Source organism: Neobacillus niacini (assembly GCF_030817695.1).
Lineage (GTDB): Bacteria > Bacillota > Bacilli > Bacillales > Cytobacillaceae > Neobacillus > Neobacillus niacini_F.
Window position 1 is genome coordinate 104,220 of the sequence record NZ_JAUSZQ010000007.1, and the last position, 18,664, is coordinate 122,883.

General features: G+C 37.2%; 14 protein-coding genes and 4 pseudogenes. 6 read left to right on the plus strand and 12 right to left on the minus strand.

Annotated elements, in window-relative coordinates; genetic code table 11:
- Window positions 1-23 precede the first annotated feature (23 nt).
- Both QFZ28_RS28390 and QFZ28_RS28395 read left to right on the plus strand, forming a co-directional pair.
- Complete coding sequence (locus QFZ28_RS28390; RefSeq protein WP_307197948.1) at window positions 24-752, plus strand: tyrosine-protein phosphatase; 729 nt, start codon at window positions 24-26, stop codon at window positions 750-752.
- Window positions 739-1,791, plus strand: coding sequence for an ABC transporter ATP-binding protein (locus tag QFZ28_RS28395; protein ID WP_307197949.1), 1,053 nt, complete (start codon window positions 739-741; stop codon window positions 1,789-1,791). Before QFZ28_RS28390 ends, QFZ28_RS28395 begins: the two co-directional genes overlap by 14 nt.
- Before the next feature lie 810 nt (window positions 1,792-2,601).
- Here the strand turns inward: QFZ28_RS28395 and QFZ28_RS28400 are convergent.
- Both QFZ28_RS28400 and QFZ28_RS28405 read right to left on the minus strand, forming a co-directional pair.
- Window positions 2,602-3,043 (minus strand): annotated as a pseudogene (locus tag QFZ28_RS28400) (JAB domain-containing protein).
- Window positions 3,044-4,533: 1,490 nt separating this feature from the next.
- Window positions 4,534-4,629: pseudogene (locus tag QFZ28_RS28405) on the minus strand (tyrosine-type recombinase/integrase); the annotation flags it as partial.
- A 30-nt stretch (window positions 4,630-4,659) separates the two neighbouring features.
- Here QFZ28_RS28405 and QFZ28_RS28410 point away from each other — a divergent pair.
- Window positions 4,660-5,260 (plus strand): annotated as a pseudogene (locus QFZ28_RS28410) (IS6 family transposase).
- 270 nt (window positions 5,261-5,530) lie between these two features.
- Here the strand turns inward: QFZ28_RS28410 and QFZ28_RS28415 are convergent.
- The 6 genes from QFZ28_RS28415 to hppD form a co-directional block, all read right to left on the minus strand.
- Window positions 5,531-6,688: a Glu/Leu/Phe/Val dehydrogenase dimerization domain-containing protein gene (locus QFZ28_RS28415; RefSeq protein ID WP_307197950.1), complete on the minus strand. Its 1,158-nt coding sequence runs from the start codon at window positions 6,686-6,688 to the stop codon at window positions 5,531-5,533.
- Window positions 6,689-6,719: 31 nt separating this feature from the next.
- The gene (gene nhaC, locus QFZ28_RS28420) at window positions 6,720-8,147 is read right to left on the minus strand and encodes a Na+/H+ antiporter NhaC (RefSeq protein ID WP_307197951.1); all 1,428 of its coding nucleotides are present in this window, start codon (window positions 8,145-8,147) and stop codon (window positions 6,720-6,722) included.
- A gap of 210 nt (window positions 8,148-8,357) precedes the next feature.
- Window positions 8,358-9,515 carry a homogentisate 1,2-dioxygenase gene (locus QFZ28_RS28425; protein WP_307197952.1) on the minus strand — a complete coding sequence of 386 codons (1,158 nt, stop codon included), beginning with the start codon at window positions 9,513-9,515 and terminating at the stop codon, window positions 8,358-8,360.
- A 45-nt stretch (window positions 9,516-9,560) separates the two neighbouring features.
- Window positions 9,561-10,835, minus strand: a complete 1,275-nt coding sequence (fahA, locus tag QFZ28_RS28430; RefSeq protein WP_307197953.1) for a fumarylacetoacetase — start codon at window positions 10,833-10,835, stop codon at window positions 9,561-9,563.
- Between the two features lie 17 nt (window positions 10,836-10,852).
- The gene (locus QFZ28_RS28435) at window positions 10,853-11,815 is read right to left on the minus strand and encodes a hypothetical protein (protein ID WP_307197954.1); all 963 of its coding nucleotides are present in this window, start codon (window positions 11,813-11,815) and stop codon (window positions 10,853-10,855) included.
- Window positions 11,816-11,859: 44 nt separating this feature from the next.
- On the minus strand, window positions 11,860-12,978 hold the full coding sequence (gene hppD / locus QFZ28_RS28440) for a 4-hydroxyphenylpyruvate dioxygenase (RefSeq protein ID WP_307197955.1): 1,119 nt from the start codon (window positions 12,976-12,978) through the stop codon (window positions 11,860-11,862).
- Between the two features lie 235 nt (window positions 12,979-13,213).
- Here hppD and QFZ28_RS28445 point away from each other — a divergent pair, with 235 nt between their 5' ends.
- Window positions 13,214-13,450, plus strand: coding sequence for a DUF1450 domain-containing protein (locus QFZ28_RS28445; protein WP_307197956.1), 237 nt, complete (start codon window positions 13,214-13,216; stop codon window positions 13,448-13,450).
- A gap of 219 nt (window positions 13,451-13,669) precedes the next feature.
- Here QFZ28_RS28445 and QFZ28_RS28450 read toward each other — a convergent pair.
- Window positions 13,670-14,063: pseudogene (locus tag QFZ28_RS28450) on the minus strand (transposase); the annotation flags it as partial.
- Between the two features lie 1,677 nt (window positions 14,064-15,740).
- A complete protein-coding gene (locus QFZ28_RS28455) occupies window positions 15,741-16,193 on the minus strand; it encodes a JAB domain-containing protein (protein WP_307197957.1) in 453 nt (150 codons plus the stop codon).
- Between the two features lie 809 nt (window positions 16,194-17,002).
- Between QFZ28_RS28455 and QFZ28_RS28460 the strand changes: the two genes are divergently transcribed.
- Window positions 17,003-17,269: a YolD-like family protein gene (locus QFZ28_RS28460; protein ID WP_307197958.1), complete on the plus strand. Its 267-nt coding sequence runs from the start codon at window positions 17,003-17,005 to the stop codon at window positions 17,267-17,269.
- A 111-nt stretch (window positions 17,270-17,380) separates the two neighbouring features.
- Window positions 17,381-17,545, plus strand: a complete 165-nt coding sequence (locus QFZ28_RS28465; protein ID WP_307197959.1) for a hypothetical protein — start codon at window positions 17,381-17,383, stop codon at window positions 17,543-17,545.
- Window positions 17,546-18,047: 502 nt separating this feature from the next.
- Here QFZ28_RS28465 and QFZ28_RS28470 read toward each other — a convergent pair.
- Both QFZ28_RS28470 and QFZ28_RS28475 read right to left on the minus strand, forming a co-directional pair.
- Entirely contained in the window at window positions 18,048-18,278 is a 231-nt protein-coding gene (locus QFZ28_RS28470) for a DUF2187 family protein (RefSeq protein ID WP_307197960.1), read from the minus strand.
- Between the two features lie 46 nt (window positions 18,279-18,324).
- Window positions 18,325-18,546, minus strand: a complete 222-nt coding sequence (locus QFZ28_RS28475; protein ID WP_307197961.1) for a hypothetical protein — start codon at window positions 18,544-18,546, stop codon at window positions 18,325-18,327.
- Between the last annotated feature and the right edge of the window lie 118 nt (window positions 18,547-18,664).

Consider the following 18,664-nt stretch of genomic DNA (forward strand, 5'->3'; position numbering starts at 1 on the left):
CCTACTTAACGGAGAAACTAATCATGCTTGAGGGAACTTACAATTTACGAGAGTTAGGTGGCTACAGAGCGCCAAATGGCCAAACGATTTTGAAACATAAATTATTAAGAAGTGATGGCCTGCATTCATTATCGAAAGCAGACGAAGCATTTTTAATTAAGTATGGTGTGCGTACAATTATTGATCTACGAAGCACAAGAGAAGTAGAAGAACGTCCTGATACGTTTATGCACGACCCTGACATTCAGTATGTCCATGTACCTTTTTTAGACCGTATGCTTAACAATGCTAGCGATATGATTAAAATGGACTCTTTAGCAAATGTGTATATTGATATTTTAAAAAATAACCAGCCATCGATTAAAAAAGTTTTTAATATTATCTCCTACAACATAAATAATGGCGTTCTCTTTCATTGTGCTGCTGGAAAAGATCGCACAGGTGTAATTGCGATGCTACTTCTTTTACTTTGCGATATTGAAAAAGAAACAATTATTGAAGATTATAGCTGGAGCGCCACACTAATGGAGCCTGTATTTATACATCAAAAGCAAAAAATCGCTAATGCAGGTTATGAAGTGCCGGCTTTTATTTTCGAATCGAATAAAGACGATGCACGAATAACACTCCAATATATTGAAGACAACTACGAAAATGTACAAAACTATTTAGTAGCAGTCGGTATCGAGAAAAATGAACAACAACACTTAAAAGAAGCATTGCTAGGGGGCAATTTTAATGGGCAAGATTGAGCTAAAAAATATTTATAAAAAATATGATAAGCAAGTCGTTGTCGATCATATGACATTAACAATCCCAGACCAATCTTTTACAGTTATTTTAGGACCATCTGGATGTGGTAAATCTACATTACTAAGACTTATTTCGGGGTTAGAAGACATCGAATCCGGTGAAATTTCAATTGATGATCACGACGTTACGTATCTCGAGCCAAAAGACCGCAAAATCGCCATGGTATTCCAAAATTACGCCCTATATCCACATATGTCTGCCTACAAAAACGTGGAATACGGCCTAAAAGTACAAGGCATGCCAAAAGAAGAACGTACACGAGTAGTTCTCAATGCACTCAAAATGGTCGAACTCGAAGACCAAGCAAACAAATTACCTGCACAAATGTCAGGGGGCCAAAGACAACGTGTAGCTTTAGCACGTGCCATGGTCAAATCACCTGCTGCGTATTTAATGGATGAGCCTCTCTCAAACTTAGATGCTCGCCTAAGAAATCAAATGCGCCAAACAATTTCAACACTACATGCCCAGCTAAACAAAACATTTGTTTATGTCACACACGATCAACTCGAAGCTATGTCGATGGGCGATAACATTATCATCTTAAACAAAGGAAAAATTATGCAACAAGGCACACCAAAAGAAATTTATATGAACCCAGCCAACTTATTTGTTGCCAAATTTATCGGCTCTCCTCCAACAAATATCGTGGAACATAACAACGTATTTGTCGGCATTAGACCCGAACATATTTTAATTGACCAACAACAAGAACAAGCACTCAACTTAACAGGTCAGGTCATCTCTGTCGAACTACTCGGTAGCGAAGCTATTTACCATGTCAAAACAACACTAGGCGAACTACTCGTCAAAACCGAAAACACATGGAAGGAAAACAATAAGTCACTAAACTTAACCATCCCACTCGACAAAATCATGTACTTCGACCAAAACGAACAACGCATTTACGACTATGCAACATTAGAAGCCAAGCTGCTGAGCCTGTTCAATGACCGTTTGGCCTTTGCTACTGTTTGAGGTTTGAATTGAAGAAGCCGATAATCTTTTTAAAATGTCCTTTACAAAGGCTACACTTTATTTAGGTTATCGGCTTTAGTTTTTTAGATAATAAAAATCGCACTTACTTATGATACCGTTCACCATGCTAAATATTATACTTGTCAATAAACAACAATTATTCCAACCTTTCTTCCACAATATGGCCCGATTGTGGAATAACATGACTAATGTTTTTAAACAACTTTATTATAAAAGTAACCTTTAATTCTTTCAAAACGAAAATTCGCTCATCGGTGAGTCAGTTATTGCTATTTTCGTGTTTTTCAATTGGACCCTGTATAGGGTATTTAAGATTCAATTCAACAAAAAAACGACAACAGGATATTCTGCCATAGAACCCGATCCAAAAGAAATCATGGAGGCAGTACGCTCTTTCAATCATTAGGAGCAAAGCGAAGCAAGCTACACGATTCCTGGCGTTAGACCGGGAATTTCCTATGGTCTTCGGTACACTTTTTAAAGTTAAAAAAGAGGGAGCTACCCCTCTTTCCTCTCTGCGACTTCTTCCATCATGGTTTCGAGCCATTCAATCGCTTCTTGTTTACTGCTGAGATTATCAGTTAGTCGAACAAATTGTGTATTGACTTAAGAATGGAAACAAGTTTAAAGGATTGAAGATAGAAAAATCAAGCAAAGGCTATTATGTAGGTGGACTTTTCCAAGAAGATGAAGTATCTGGCTGCGGACTTTATCGCCTTTAACTCCCTTATTCTTACATTCTCGTTCATTAAGCAAAGGGGCAAAGCCCCTTTACTCGTTATTCTATTTTTATAGATAACCTTTTTCTTTTAAGCTGACATGTTTTCCAGTATGGGTAACAATCACATGGTCAAGAACTTCAATTCCTATAATTTTTCCGGCCTCTGCAAGTCTTTTAGTGACTTCTATATCTTCCCTACTCGGTGTCGGATCACCACTTGGGTGCTGATGGCTCACAATAATAGATGCTGCATTATTGAGAATAGCGCATTTCATTACAGACAATACTAGCATTTAAGCTTCCTACATGGGCTCTATGTAACCCCACTTCCTGATTTTTCGTATTAAGCATCATAACAAGAAAAACTTCTCGGTCTTCATCTGCGATATGTGCCATGGCTAAAGTTTGAGCATCCTCTGGTGAACGGATTGTATAAAGTGCAAATGGTACAGTTGATTCCTTAATTTCTTGTTTGATTCGTACGACTTCAAAGATTGACGTTAATTCCATTTTTCAAAACTCCCTTTTGTTTTTGATTTTTTCTTTTTCCTTTTGACTTACGAAGCGAATCAGTTCCCCAAAGGGGGATGATTTTTCCCCTTTTGCAAGTAGAACGAACAATGAGCATCGGCAGGCGGTCAAGGGTGCTCTTAGCGTAAAAGTTTTTTATGTTGCAAAAAGTGTTCTTAATAAAAAAGTTTTATGCCCCTTGAACGTCTGACGCTCTGACTTAGCTTCAAACAGGGGTAGGGCGAAGCCTAGGAATCTGCCCCTGTTTGAAGGTTAGTCGGATTGTGTGATTGTACGATTCGGAAGGCAGAGGGAAAAATTCCAATAAAAATAGCAGCCTGAAGGCTGCTTTCCATTGTTCTTAAGATTTTAGGTTTAGGATTTTTATCTTTTATAGGTCTTCGGCTCGTTTAGTATGGCGGCTTGCCGTAAATGGAACAGGAACCTACGGAATGTAGGTGTAAGCCGTACAGACCGTGGTTATCGGACCATTTAATGCTAAAGCGACACTTATAGAATGTTAGAAAGGCGTTTTTCCTTTCTGTACAGTCTGTTAGTGCAGCCGCCTGGAGTGGGGTTTCTATCTTTACAAATAGAACCTACATTTTAAACGCTTGCAATGAAACCAAGAAAAAATGAACTGTCATTGTACCCTATAAGTTTTAACTAGCATTCATGTTAGGATTTTAATCGTCTTTGTTATTTCTCACATTTTTGTAATGCTGTTAATTTGCTCCAATACCTTGTTCCAGACACCATTAGATCAGTAGCTGGAATAAGCCCCTGATCATAAGGCTGGTAGAGGAAGGTCGATAAACTATGATGCAGCCCATCCGTTAGTCTGACTCCAACGACCACGGTGAACCACAGTCTGTTCAAACAACAACGACGTACTCGTTTGCAACAGGTGATACTCTTTGGAATATCGCCCATTCAACCGATGTACGATATTCAACATGATACATCCCCCCTTTGCTATTTTTATAGATAGCCATTCTCATTAAGGCTTACATGCTTTACAATACGGGTAACAATTAAATGGTCAATTGAACTCTTTTTTCCGATTTTCTCGATCACCTTTACTTCTACCATGAATCTATTTTATAAATCTTCATAGCCACCAACTTTACGATCATCTTGTGGTAGGAATTGTCGGGTATTTTTACGTGTTTTCAATACATGAATGTTAAAGGAACAGAAGTAATAATTATTAGTTTGGGTTTTTAAAAAAGAAGGAGCGCGCCTTCGTAAAGACTCATGTTGGTCTTATAAGAAATCAATTAATAAATGTTGCGTCGGAGAAACGTTTATCAATATGATTGGTCTGCCAAAATCTATACCTCTTTTTAAAACTACACCAATACCTTCATAATACCTTTTCCAAATTAGGTTGCATTTGTCTTCTGCCATCCAAGAAAGAACTTTTTTAAACCATCCTTAAACTGTTGTATCCAACAAAAATTCCAGCTTCAAAAGATCATCTTTCAGATTTAAAATTTCGGCATAGCTTCCACAGCATCCGCCAAATCACTATACGAATCCTTCAAATATCTACTTGTGGTCGCTATATTGCTATGACCAGCTAACTATCAATCTAGAAAAGGGATGGTGTTAGTGTGGAGAATCAAAATTTATTCAAATGGAAGCATTATCAGCCTGATATTATTTTATTAACGGTGAGATGGTACCTACGGTACAACTTAAGTTTTCGTGATTTGGTGAAAATGATGGAGGAGCGTGGCTTATCCATGGCTCATACAACGATTATGCGTTGGGTTCATCAATATGGACCTCAATTAGATAAAAGAGTACGTCGTCATCTTAAGCCAACAAATGACTCTTGGAGAGTCGATGAAACGTATATCAAAGTAAAAGGTCAATGGATGTATTTATATCGTGCAGTCAATTCAGAAGGGAATACCATTGATTTTTATCTAAATGAATCAAGAGATAAACAAGCAGCCAAGCGCTTTTTCAAGAAAGCCTTGGCTGCTTCTCATGTTTGTAACCTCGCGTCATAACCGTCGATAAAAATCCAGCCTATCCTGTAGCGATTCAAGAGTTAAAAGAAGAGAAACATATGCCTGAAAGCATCCAAATAAGGCAGTGAAATATCTCAATAATATGGTGGAACAGGATCATCGTTTTATAAAGAAGCGAGTTCGTTCGATGTTAGGATTGAAATCATTTTATACAGCTACTAATATTTTCAATTGAATCATTCTTTTATAAAAAAGTTTGATCATTTCTGTGATCCTTCCTCCATTAAAGCGCCCGATTGTGGAAGAATGAAAATACGAGAATTAGCTATTAAAAATGTCACCAGTTATTCTACCAACTATCTTAATAACAAAATCATTAGTTATATATTACAATGATTTGTAATATGGTTCACCGAATTTTATCTAAACACATAGTTGATTCATAAAGTATTCATAACTATATAGCTCTCTTCCCCACTTCTTGTAGGGTTTTTAAATTTCCAGCTTAATGACGGATTTGCCACTTCGGACGTTTATTTGGAGAGAAAAAGCTATCTCTTTTCTTTCTTACATTCAATCTTTTTTCACATATCAAGTTTGCCGCTTCTACAGTTGTAATATTTTCGTTTTCTGATTGTTTTAGAACCTCAAGAATGGAACGATAAATGTTTTTCGTTTTACTTAATACTCGGCTTTTGTTCGGTCCATATAATTCATCCGCTACTTGGATAACGCCGCCGCTATTTACAATATAATCAGGTGCATAGAGGATTCCTCTTTCTTTTAAAACTTTAGCATGACTTTCATGAAGAAGTTGGTTATTTGCCGCACCCGCAATTCCTTGTACTTTTAGTTGATCAATGGTTTGATCATTGATAATGCCCCCAATTGCACATGGAACAAATATATCCGCATCCATTCCATAAATTTCATTACCCTCGACAGCGATTGCTTTTCCGCCCATTTGTTTTGCTTTTTCTACTAATGTTTGTACTGCTTCGTCGGAAACATCTGTAACATATAAATCAGCCCCATGTTCTAGTAGATGTTCTGCTACTTTAAAACCAACTTTACCTAATCCTTGAACAGCAAATCTTTTTCCAGTTAAATTTTCGTGTCCCCATAATGTATTGGCAACTGCCTGAATACTGTATAAAATTCCAAGAGCTGTAGGAATTGATGTTTCACCGCCCCCACCGTACTCCTCTGGTAAACCGGCAATACAGTTTGTTTCTTTATGTGAATGAACGAAATCTTCTAGGACAGTCCCCATGTCCGTTCCCGTATAAAATCGACCATTTAAGGAATCAATAAATTGTCCATATGCACGGAATAATTCTGGAGTTTTATCTTTCGTTGGGTCTCCAATAATAACTCCTTTACCACCACCGAAGTCATTATCAGCTGCAGCATTTTTGTATGTCATCCCTTTTGATAACCGTAAAGCATCTTCTAAGGCTTCCTCAAATGTGTGATAAGGTCTCATTCTCGTACCGCCTAATGCTGGACCAAGGGTAGTATCATGAATCGCAATGATGGCTTTCAAGCCTGTCGTCGGATCATTACAGAATAATACTTGTTCATGGCCTTGAATTTTAGTAAACATGTCGAATGAACCTGTTGATTGTATAGTTGTATTTTCTGTTGGTAATGTCAAAGTCATTTTGATTTCCTCCTAGTAAGTTGGTAAGTTATTAACCTTCCATTACATTTCTTGTTACTTCAATTGTGTCTTCAGCTATTTCTATTTCTTCTTCTTGCAAAGGTGCCAAACCAATTCCGGTATAACCATAGATAATCGCAACAACCGGGTTGATCATACTAATAAAGACATAAGGGACATATTCCATGCCTATATTTAAAGTGGACATAATAAAGACTCCTGTTACTCCCCATGGGATCATTGGATGGATGATTGTCCCTGCATCTTCCAACGTTCTAGATAAATTTTTAGGATGGAGTTTTACCTTTTTATAAGCTGATTCAAATAACTGCCCAGGTAAAATGATGGATAGATACTGTTCACCGACAGTTAGGTTAATGCCAAGGCAAGAGAAAACGGTTGATGCGATAACATTTCCCCTAGTTTTCAACATTTTTTGAATTCCCTCAATAATGGAGTGGGCTATACCAATTTGTTGAATGATTCCTCCAAAGGCAAGTGATATTAAAATGAGAGAAACCCCAAATAACATACTGCTTAACCCACCGAGAGAAAGTAAATTATCAATCGCTTCTACACCTGTTTCTGCAACATAACCATTATGTGCTGTTCCTATAATGGTCTCAATCGCGACATTTGGAACAGTATAGAAAGTGGTTAAAATCGCTGCGATTAAACCGATCACAAGTGATGGAATAGGACTCACACGTTTTACAGCTAGAATAATGATTAACAGTGGTGAAAGGAGTGTGATGGGTGTAATCATGAATTCGTAATTTAGAACATTAATAATTGTTTCGATTTGTTTACTATCTACTTCGCCCTTATCCAGAAATAATCCGATAGAGGTAAAGGCAGCCAATGTGATGATATAACTCGGAATTGTTGTCCATAGCATATGTTTAATATGTTCAAAAATATTTACTTTTGCTGTTGCTGATGCAAGGTTAGTAGTATCTGAAAGGGGAGAGATTTTATCTCCAAAAATAGCTCCGGAGACAATCGCACCAGCTGTCATTGCTGGAGAAATGTCTAAAGCGAACGCAATTCCCATTAAAGAAACCCCGATAGTACCAATAGTACTCCATGAACTTCCACAGAAAACTGAGACAATTGAACAGATCAATAATGTTGACATTAAGAAAAATTCAGGAGATAAGATATGTAAACCATAATAAGTAATTGTTGGGACTGTTCCATTTAGAACCCATACGCCTATTAATATTCCAATTAAACAGAGAATTAAGATGGATGGGATTCCGTAAAAAATCCCTTTCGCCATGGCATTCTCCAACTCTTTCCATTTGTAACCCAATGTAAGGCCATAACAGGCAACGAGAATCGTTGCGACGACAATCGGAATATGAGGTGCAACACCATAATGAAGAATGCTTATACCTAATAAAGTAATAACACTCAGCACAACCACTATCGAGGCTAGAAATGAAGGTTTTTTCATATATCTTCTCCTTTATTTTCTGTAATGAGGACTGGCACCTTAAAGATTACAATGGTTTCTTTCGAATAAAAGCGTTTGCAATAAAAACAAGTTTATTTGCAACTTCCATTCTTTATTGATTATTTTTTTCTTGCTTTTCTTTTTGCCATCCATTTTTATTGGGTGGCAAAAAGGAAAGTATTCATGTCTAGCAGAGTTAAAGAATGAAACTTATTTTGGGGCCCAACTATATTTATAATTGAAGTCTTCCGAAATGTTGGTCTGCTTTACCACTTTTAAAGGCTTGAATGTGTCAATCATAACCGCTAATTCTAATGTTTCCTTTTTGCCTATACTCGCTTCAATGGTTCCAGGGTGCGGGCCATGAGGAATACCAGAAGGATGTAGGGTGATTGAACCTTCATTTATTCCTTTTCGACTCATAAAATTCCCCTCTACATAATAGAGAACTTCATCACTATCCACATTGCTATGATAGTAAGGTGCTGGGATCGCATCAGGATGATAGTCATATAGTCTAGGAACAAAGGAACAAATAACAAAATTATGTCCTTCAAACATTTGATGAATTGGTGGCGGCATATGAATTCTGCCTGTTATTGGCTCGAAATCTCTAATATTAATTTTCCATGGATATAAATATCCATCCCATCCTTCAACATTCATTGGATGGTGACTTAGAAAATGAGAATGAAGGAATCCTCTTGATTTTGTTCTTACTTCAAAACTTCCCTTTTCCGAAAAAGTTTCAAGTTTTTCCGGTCCAAAAATATCTCTTTCACAGAACGGGCTATGTTCAAGAAGTTGGCCATGCTCATTTCGATAACGTTTCGGTGTTGTAATCCAGCTGATTGTTTCAATCACTAGAAGCTTGGTTTCCTCATTATTAGGTACTACTCTGTAAATAGTTCCAACCGGAATAACAATATAGTCCCCAGGTTCATATGTAATCGTTCCAAACATGCTTTCTATTTTCCCGGTACCATAGTGAACAAAAAGTAGTTCGTCCCCGTCACTGTTCCGGTAGTAATAGTCCATACTTTTAGTTGTTTTCGCTACTCCTATTAGCAAGTCGTCATTACCAAGAATGAACTGCCTCCCGCTAACAGCATCGCCAAGATTGGATTCAAAATCCGTTTGAAAATGACGGTGGCATAAATCTTTTTGTTCCTCGTACTCAAGGTGACAGTCTGCAAATAGTTCAGATTTTACAATTTCTGTAGGAGCATCATGATGATAAAGAATGGATTGTATACCAGAGAACCCTTTTGTCCCCATGACTTGCTCACGATAAAGAGACTCATCTTCTTTTCGAAAAGCAGTATGTCTCTTTCTAGGAATGTTTCCTAGTTTTTTGTAAAATGGCATAACGATTCCTCCTAGATGATAGATTAGTAGAAAAAAGGTTTATTTTTAGACTTTAGAGTATTCTAGTGCGGGGAGAACACACCCAGTTACTTCACCAAATCCGATGCGATAGCCATCTCCTTGACACCATGCAGTTAGGGTCAATTCATCGCCATTTTCTAACCAATTCCGCTGTTCACCATTATTCATTTGAATGGGTTCAGATCCTCCCCATGTTAATTCTAATAAGCTTCCCCGTGATTCAGGTGTTGACCCACTAATGGTTCCCGAAGCTAGCAAGTCCCCTGTACGTAAATTACAACCACCTACCGTATGATGAGCGATTTGCTGAGCCATGCTCCAGTAGAGGTGGCGGAAGTTACTTTGACAAATGCGCTCCGGTGAATCCATCTTTTCTCCGCGGAGATGTACTTCTAATTGAATATCAAAGGATCCTTTTCCGGATTGTTGTAAATATGGGAGTTGCTCCATCTCTGGTTTAGGCCCATCTACTCGGAAAGGCTCTAGCGCCTCTAGTGGTACAACCCAAGGTGAGATCGAGGTAGCAAAGTTTTTGCCTAGGAAAGGTCCTAGTGGCTGATACTCCCAAGATTGAATATCACGTGCGCTCCAATCATTTACAAGAACGAGACCAAAGATATGATCCTCCGCTTCATCAACTGGAATCGATTTTCCAAGATTGTTGCCTGGGCCGATAAACCATCCCATTTCTAATTCAAAATCAAAGCGAAGGGAAGGCCCAAATATAGGAGTGTCACTTTCTGGCGTTTTCATTTGACCAAGTGGTCGGCGTATATCTGTACCACTTAATACGATTGAGCTAGCACGTCCGTGATATCCAACCGGTAAATTCAACCAGTTTGGCATTAATGCATTCTCTTTCCCCCGAAACATTATCCCTACATTTATCGCATGTTCTTTTGAGGCATAAAAATCTGTATAATCACCAATTTCTACAGGCAAAAGCATTTCAACATCCTTTTGTTGATAAAATGCTTGATCGCGAAGGGTAGAATTGTCCCGAAGAGTTGGTTCATCAGAACTTAATAGGTTTTGAAGGCTTGTACGAACTGCGCTCCATACTTTCCGGTTCGTCTTCATAAATGCATTAAGGATGGATTGTTTAAAAACTTCTTTTCCCTGTAATTCTGGGATGTTTAAAAGTCCCGCATCTTCTATAACAGAAAGATCTAAGACGAAATCTCCTATCGCCACACCAACACGAGGTGAGCCTCCATTTTTAGGTTGGAATACCCCATAAGGAAGGTTTTGAATTGGGAAATGGGAATCTGCTTTAACTTCAATAAACGAATGATTCATTTATATCCTCCTTTATGTTATAAAATATCCAATGATTTCATGTCTTCGCGCGGTTCATTGAAACTACAACATCCATATGAACGTAATACTGAGTCACGAAGACTTTTAATTTCGCTACTGGTCATTTTTAAACCACACCAAGAAATTTCATTCGGATGAAAAGTAAAGTTGCTTACCTCTTCATCAGCGAGTATCTTCTCTATCGTTGATAAATCAAGATGATGAAGATGGGTCAACATTCCTGCTACAAATACATTGATGAACCCATGCATTTTCGCGCCTATCTCTTCTCGATACATTCGAATTGGATGATGTAATCCAGCCGTGAATTTTATTGCAAGATTGCGGTCACGGCATCCTTTTATTGCCACCGCAACCTGTCTCGGAGTTGGAAAAACATCAGCGGTTACGCCACCAGTACGGAGTTTAAATCCTAAAGTCACTGGGCTTTCGCTATTATGGGTAGCAATAACATCTAAAGATTTATGTAATGTTTTTTCCCATTCAGTATTTAAAGGTGCAGGAACCTCACAGTAAGTTTGTAATCCAAGCTTCACTGTTTCTGTAGAGGTTATATTTAATAGATTTAAGTCTGGTATATTGGGAGGTAATGGCATTTCCAAAGTAGTTATTTGTACAACCTGACCATGTCGTTCCCGAAATAAATCAATTTTTTTCAAATCAGCAAGTAAACCTTTATAGTATTCTGTTGGATTTCTAGTTCTCGTTCCCACTGCTGAAATCGTTAACGGCCGTTCGTGTGAAAACAAAGTAATATATGGATCCAGTTCATCTAAACGGGATGCCTGGACGATAAACGGTCCAAGCATCCATGAATCCTTGTCCAACTGATAGGAAGCATAGTTACAAATTGCTTCATCTAAGGTAAGACTTGTTGGTGGAAACAATCCTGCATAATCGATTAACTGATTCAAAAAGGGATATAGACTAGTATTTTGAGTGAAATTATCTATTATCATCTAATTTCATGTGCTCCTCCCCTTTATTGGTTCATAATAAAATCTTACAAATTTCCTCTGCGAGCTTGTTCTCTTTCGATAGATTCGAATAATGCTTTAAAGTTGCCTTCTCCAAAACCTCGAGATCCTTTTCGCTGAATGATTTCAAAAAATACAGTTGGACGATCCATAATTGGTTTTGTGAAAATCTGCAATAGGTATCCTTCATCATCACGGTCTACAAGGATTTTTAGCTCACGTAATTTCTCAATACTTTCATCAATTTCGCCTACTCGTTCTGTCAGCATATCGTAGTAGCTGTCAGGAGTATCAAGGAATTCCACCCCGTTGGCCTGTAATGCTTTTACCGTTGCAACGATATCATTCGTTAGTACGGCAACATGTTGAACTCCTGCTCCGTTATAATAATCAAGATATTCCTCGATTTGGGACTTGCGTTTACTATCCGCTGGTTCGTTAATAGGGAATTTAATTCTTCCACCGTTATGCATAACTTTTGACATAAGGGCAGAGTATTCAGTACTGATGTCTTCATCATCAAAATGAATCATTTGTTTAAAGCCCATTACCTTTTCGTAGTAGGAAACCCATTCTTCCATATGCTCTACATTCCCAACAATATGGTCGACTCCAATTAATCCTGTTTCAGCAACAGGAAAATCAAAATCTGCTTTTTGATATCCTGGTAAAAATTCACCCTTATAATTATCTCTTTCAATCAGTGTGTGAATAGTATCACCGTATGTTCCGATAATTGCTTTTTTAACTAATCCATTTTCATCTTCTAACACTTGAGGTTCCATGATTGGAATACCACCACGTGAAATCGCTCCCTTGTAAGCGCCTTCAACATCATCCACACGTAAAGCAATATCTTTTACACCATCACCATGTAGTTTTACAAACTCAGCAATCGGATGATCGGATTGAAGAGCACCAGTTACAACAAAACGAATGTTTTTTTGTTGAAGGACATAAGAAACTTTATCTCTTTGACCTGTCTCTAATCCTGAATAAGCAAGGGGACGAAAACCATATCCGTTGCATAAGTAAAAAGTTGTTTGTTTAGCGTTGCCAACGTAAAACTCAATATAATCAATTTCTTTTATAGCGAAAAACTCCTTTTCTAGTACATTCTTTTCTAACCCAGTTTGTTTTTTCATAATGTATCCTCCCTTTGTTCGCTTTCACTATTTTTACTATTGAAAACGTTTGGAATTTTGTAACAATATCGCCATTATAAAGTGAAAAATATTATTACGCAAAAACTTACATTAAAACCAAAAAACGACAAAGCGTTACCGGATTAAAGCGTTTTGACTTTGATGTGTGCGTTTGCATTTACAAATTTTCCTGAATATAATTAGTTCCACTATCAGCTAAAAGAGAGGAAAAATTATGGAATGTATAGTAAAATTTTGCACCTCAAATTACATCAATGGATCCTATGAAATCAAGGAAATGGCGGAACAAAACCCTAAAATAACGATTGAAGAAGATTACTGTCTGGGCAATTGTGGGCAATGCATGACAGAGAGTTTTGCAGTCATTAACCAAAAACCTGTAGTAGTAGAAAAATATGAAGAACTTTTAGAAAAGATAGAGGCAAAACAGAAAATTGACGAATATTGTTGAAAAATTTTTAAATTGTTTTTTTGAAAAAAAAGATAGTAGGCATGAAAAAAGTCGAGCCTTATATCGCAGCTCGACTTTTTCATTCTTGGGGTACCGCCACATGCCCATCAAGTTAACATTGACGAACACTTAGAGTAGAGCCGTTTCTGCAAGACAACCATCTACGATACTGAAGAAAAGCAAGCCAAATAAGCATGGAAAAAGGCCAATTTTTTAACGCTATGCTGCTTTCTTATGACTCATGGTATACTGATTAACAACACCCAAAATATCAAAGACTGTTTTTTTCTCGTATCGATGGGACTTTCGCCCGTTTTTCTGTAGGAGGACAAACAGGCGAAGCAGTACCTTTGATAGCTCTTGGGTGCTTTTTTGTATTGATTGAAATAGTAATAAAAAATAATCTTTGATGATATAAATGGCTTTATATTCGCTGAGTTCCCTTTTTTTCTTGGTGAGGAGTAGCTGCCGCATTTGAAAACATGGTAGAAGAACAAAGGAGGATGGCAATTAGTTGACCATAGAGATGACATTCTAATCGCTCTTTTTTGATCACTTTACAATGATCGATTTCAAAGAAGGATTTCCATGTTTTAAAGAGTAATTCGATTTGATGTGACTAGGCCACAAAGAAGAGCATTTTTAAGCGCTCAAAATACAACCTATTTTTCTTCTTTTTCTTTAATATTTTAATTTAAAAATAAAAATACGATGAGCAAAGGTATGAGCATTTAAATTAGCCGTTAGGCAAAAAAAGACCTACGGCTAAAGTTTTTTTTCTTGTTCTCACAACCACATGCGTCGAGTTCTGGTCACAACTATAAATCTGGGCTTCTTCTCGTTATTGAATTGAAAATATTTCTTTTTTCAAGAGCTCTTCAGGATTGGTGGGCAATGTAATGTTTTTACACCATTACCCTTTTTTTATTGCTGATTCAACCTGAGTGAAAGTTCTTATTTCTTGTTTGATTCGAACGACTTCGAAGATTGACATGAGTTCCATTTTTCAAAACTCCCTTTCCTTTTTGTTTTTTCATTTTTTCTTTTTGGATTCCGAAGCGAATCGGTTCCCCAAAGGGGGATGATTTTTCCCCTTTTGCAAGTAGAATGAAAAACACGCATAGGTAATGGGTCAAGGGCGCTCTTTGCACAAAAAGTTTTTTGCTGTTACGATAGCGCCCCTAAGCAAAAAAGTTTTTTGCCCCTTGACCGATTGACTCACTTTCTTAACTTCTTGCCGGAAAGGTTCGGGTGTCCTGCCGGCTGGGAGGTTAGAAGGCTTGCGCTGTTTTACGATTCGGAAGGCAAAAGGGAAAAATCAACAATAAAAGCAGCCGTTGCGGGCTGCTCTCCTTTTATCTCTTATTCTTTTGATCTTTCAATCTTTTGAATTTCTTGTTTTCGGCTCGTTCGGTATGGCGGCGTAAGCCGTAAATGGAAAAGGAACCTACGGAATGTAGGCGTGAGCTGTACAGACCGTGGTTATCGGTCCATTTAATGCCGAAGCGACACGTACGGAATGACAGAAAGGCTGTTATTTCCTTTCTGATCAGTCCGTAGTGCTGCCACCCAAATTATTAAATCAATTTTAAAACTATAAAAAGTTTACTAATTTTTACAATGATCAAAATGTATCGCTCGTAATCGTGTATCAAGTATTAGGTTTTAAAAAAGAATAAAACAAAATTATTTTAAATCATGACTCAAGGAGGAAAAACTATGTGACATTGTGAAATTACAAAACAAAAAAGTAATATTGAAGTAAAACAGAAAGAAATGGTATGGTTAATAAAATTATTGACTACATTTGGTGTCAACGTCAGGCATTCCTTATGTATTAAATTTCTTAATTACAGGAAATGACCCTTTGCCCTGGCAAGTGGTTTCCTTTCTTCCTCGAATAATCTCTCAAAAGGTTGCATCCGCAACCGTCAAGCAGGCTCGATGCCTGCGTTATATGATCAAGAAAAAACGGATGTTTTTTATCCATTCGTGAACCAACATCGGCGCTGTCAAACCGATGTCTTTTTCGGGTTCATCTTTTACACTGATAAAATCATCGTATTTTTTGTGGGTTTATATTTTTCTTTCATTGCTTCTAAAAATGGAAAAATATAGACTTTTTTCGGCTTACAACCGTATTCCGATTACATGATATTCAATTTCATCCTTTAGACCGACCTTTTCAATTGCTTCTGTCTCATCTTTAAAAAAGTTAGATACGATAATCATCATCATAACTTTCTCCTTTCGGGCAAAGGGGAAATTCCCCTTTGCTATTTTACTGTTTTTATAGATAACCTTTTTCCTTTAAGCTGACATGCTTCCCGGTATGGGTAACAATCACATGGTCAAGGACTTCGATGCCTAGAATTCTTCCTGCTTCTGCAAGGCGTTTGGTTATATCGATATCTTCCCGGCTTGGTGTGGGGTCTCCGCTAGGGTGCTGATGGCTGATAATAATGGATGCCGCATTATTGAGAATTGCGCATTTCATCACCTCTCTAGGATGGACAATACTCGCGTTCAAGCTTCCTACATGAGCTCTATGTAACCCTACTACCTGATTTTTCGTATTGAGCATCATCACAAGGAGCACTTCTCTGTCTTCATCCGCAATGTAGGAGGCCGCTAATTTTTGAGCATCTTCCGGTGAACGAATTGCATATTGTGCAAACGGTTCAGGCGATTCCTTAATTTCCTGTTTGATTCGAACGACTTCGAAGATTGACATGAGTTCCATTTTCAAAACTCCCTTTCGTTTTTAGTTTTTTTCATTTTTTCTTTTTGGATTCCGAAGCGTATCGGTTCCCCAAAGGGGGATGATTTTTTCCCCTTTTGCAAGTAGAACGAAAAACACGCATAGGTAATGGGTCAAGGGCGCTCTTTGCATAAAAAGTTTTTTGCTGTTGTGAAAACGCCTTTAAGCAAAAAAGTTTTTTGCCCCTTGACCGATTGACTAGCCTTCTTAGCTTCTAGCCGGAAAGGCTCGGGTGTCCTGCCGGCTGGAAGCTTAGAAGGCTTGCGTTGTTTTACGATTCGGAAGGCAAAAGGGAAAAATAAACAATAAAAGCAGCCGTTTCGGCTGCTCTCCTTTTATCTTTTATTCTTTTAATCTTTCAATCTTTTGATTTTCCGGTTTTCGGCTCGTTCGGTATGGCGGCGTAAGCCGTAAATGGAACAGGAACCTACGGCATGTAGGCGTGAGCTGTACAGACCGTGGTTATCGGTCCATTTAATGCCGAAGCGACACGTACGGAATGCCAGAAAGGCTGCTTTTTCCTTTCTGATCAGTCCGTAGTGCTGCCACCCAAAGTCGTTCTGTGTGCTTTTAACCTTAAGATTATAAAGTCCTTATTTCTGAAGAAAAATCACAGCCTTAAGGCTGCATGACTGGCAAAAATCTGTAGGGGGATGTAGGAATTTCAAAAATTTTTGTAACATACTCCTTGAACAGCAAGAACAAATGTTCCTATAATATTAGAAGAGGGGGGATTTATAATGAATAAGGATCATAAAGATCGTGGAATGAAGAAATAGAATGGCTTTTTCATGCCCGAAACCATAAAAATGTTGAAAGCTCTTGGGGAGGATGATAATAAAAGTTCTAAACCACATCTTGATGAAACAAAAATAAAAGAGATGGAACGACTAATATCTGAAAGCACGGCTACCAATATGCTTTTAGAAATCACCACCCGAACAAGCGGTTTTTTTACTTCATGTGTTGGATTTGAAACAAAAATTGATATTCAGGATGAACGTAAATCTACCATTAATCTTGATTTCTATTCCTTAACGAATGTAATAGTCAAATAAATACTTATCATAAAAATGGCATGCCTTAAATATGATTGCACTTTAATAGCAGAAATTTTTTTACATTCATAGAAATACATAGAAGACAAGTATTATACGAGGGGGATTTGAATGGAGTTTTCAGTTCTCATGGATTGGATGCAATATTTCTTGTTGATTATGGGTGGATGTTTAATTTTTTTCATTCTAATGTTATTTTTCTCCAATAGATACACAAAGAATAAATTAAATCAAGTGGAACAAAACGAAAAAATGAATGAAATACAACGAATGTAATGGTGAACAGTATTCAGTATTTCCGCTAGTTAATATATTTAGCCCTTCCGGCAAAATGTGGAGTACATATGCTTAAGCTGAGAAGGGCTGTTAAATGGATAAGTGAGTCGTTTCTAAATATCGAAGTATTCAACCTACTAACAATAAAAAACTGGATATCGATTTAATCGTTCCAGTACGTATTATTTATATGAAGTTTTTCTTATAATTCTCCTTCATCCATTTTCCACATGATTTAACGAACATGTTAAGTATTTTATTATAAGGACAATCTACATCTGTCCCTAGTATCGGCCCCACCTACGCCAGATACAATGACGGCCACGCATGCCATCCAACCCACTATTTATTATAATAGAAAACGCTTACATTTTCAACTTTAATAGAATTTCAAAAAGGTTTTCTTATAGTTTTATATTTGCTGTTACTTTATGTATAACTGGGTAAAATCCAACCGTATCCTCTCCGGTCAAACACTTTTTGACTATAAAAGGGAATCAATTCATTTAAAACTGGTATATATGACGTTTTCTTTCACATCATGCACAATCAAAATCTTGTAATTTTTATGTGCCACAACAGTTCTATTTCCTTCAAACTCCAATTCCGTCTTATTTTCGGTTATATTCACAATGACTGAATTTTTATTGACCTTCTCAACGAACCCTTTGATTCCATTCTTAAAAAGAATATAATCTCCCATTTCTGCAATTTCTTTTGCCTTGAATATCATTTTTTCCCCTCCAAATAAAGTACAGTAAGCCTATTAATTTTCTTTCTTACATGATTTCCTTATGAATCTTTTCATTCTTCGTTTGATGTGTGTTGATTTGAAATTTTTTCTTAATTAAAGTTAAAAGTGTCAGCATTCTTATCTTCCATTTTAGTTGCTTTCCATATTTAGACCCGTATAAATATTGTTTAAAAATATAATAGCCTGCCTCCTCAAGCACGATTGATAGGACGATAAACAGAATAAAAACAATAATCCAAATCCACATGTATTAATCCCCTTTTATGGCTAATGCATCCTATTGGCAAAATATCAAAAATGAAGAACCCATAATGATGATTTTAATTACGATTCTTCCAAACTAGCTTTTATAAGCATTTTACCAA